Origin of the sequence: Pseudomonas defluvii (assembly GCF_001695625.1) — a bacterium.
Lineage (GTDB): Bacteria > Pseudomonadota > Gammaproteobacteria > Pseudomonadales > Pseudomonadaceae > Aquipseudomonas > Aquipseudomonas defluvii.
Genome location: NZ_MBPN01000270.1, coordinates 1 through 1,232, shown reverse-complemented (window position 1 = coordinate 1,232; position 1,232 = coordinate 1). Strand labels below are relative to the sequence as shown.

Annotated in this window: 1 protein-coding gene; it reads right to left on the bottom strand. The window is 66.0% G+C overall.

The annotated features are described in order from the left end of the window. Positions 1-1,232: toxin VasX (locus EKA13_RS27980; protein ID WP_342671865.1), on the bottom strand; the 1,232-nt coding region annotated here is incomplete at both ends.

Below are 1,232 nucleotides of genomic sequence, written 5' to 3'. Positions count from 1 at the left end.
GCTTCGACCTCGTTGTACAGGTCAATCGGGATGAAGGCGCGCACCGGGGCGGTGGCCTCGGCGATCTGCTCGCGCACCGCCCAGAGCATTTCATCGGCTTGCCGATGGCTGTAGGCCATCCCGCGCTGCTGGTTGATCCGTGCCTCTTCCTTGAACAGCTCGTCGAGGCGCCGGTGAGCCTTGAGCAGAATGTCGCCCTGCTCGGTGCTGAACTCGATTTCCCGGCCCGGGCCGCTGTCGTTGCTCTTGTGGTAAACGTAACGCAGCCGGCCCGCCACTTCCGCGGCATCCTCGGTGATCAGGCTGCGAACAAAGCCCCCCACGCTTAGGCGCAGGGTGTTGTCCTGGGTCCACTGCTCATGGCGGGTTTGCACCTGCTCCTGCTCATGGTTGATGTCGCGCAGCACGCCCAACTCATCGTCCAGGCAGGCGAACACGCGGTACAGGGCCTTGGCCTGGGCGTGGATGGTCGCCAGCCAGTCCTTGACCTGCAAGGCGTCCCAGCGCTCGGCGCTCCATTCACCGGTGGGCGGGGTGTCGGCGCTCACTTCGGCGTACTGCTCCGCCGCCTTGGCCCGCTCCTGGTTGTGGTACATGGCATCGGTGTATGCCTTGATGCTGGCCGGTGTGGGTGCCGCGATCATCTGATCGCCGAGGATTTCGGCGTGCTGCGCGTACTCCGTGCGCTGATGTTCAATGGCCAATGCCCGCAGGTAACTCTCGGGCAGTAGCTCGGCGAGCACCTGGTCGGCGTGTTCCCAGGGCGGGCAATGCGGCGCCTGCAGGGTGTCGGCCACCTGGCGCAAGTCCACGTGACGCATGTGCCGGTCGCGCACCTTGCGTTCACTCAGCCGGGCACACTGTTCAGGCCCGATGGGGTGTTCGGTAAAGCTCATCCAGGCGTCGTGGTGTTTATCCAGCGCCAGGCCGACACGGGTGCCGCTGGCCACACGGCCAGGCGCGTCGTGAAGTGCCTGTTCCAGCAGCAGGCCGTTGTCGGCCACCGCATAGCGCTTGAGCGGGCCTTCGTGGTGCCACAGGTAGAGGTAACCGCAACGCAGCCGGCGCGCCGCCATGGCATGGCTTTGCGGCACAACCCCAGGGTCGCAGCACGGGTGGCTGGCCCACTCCTCGGCCAAGGCGTAGCGCACCGGGACGACGAAGATCTCGGGCTGCGAGGCTTGGCAAAGCTCGACCGGGCTGTTGATGTCGACATGGGGATGAGCCCTGGC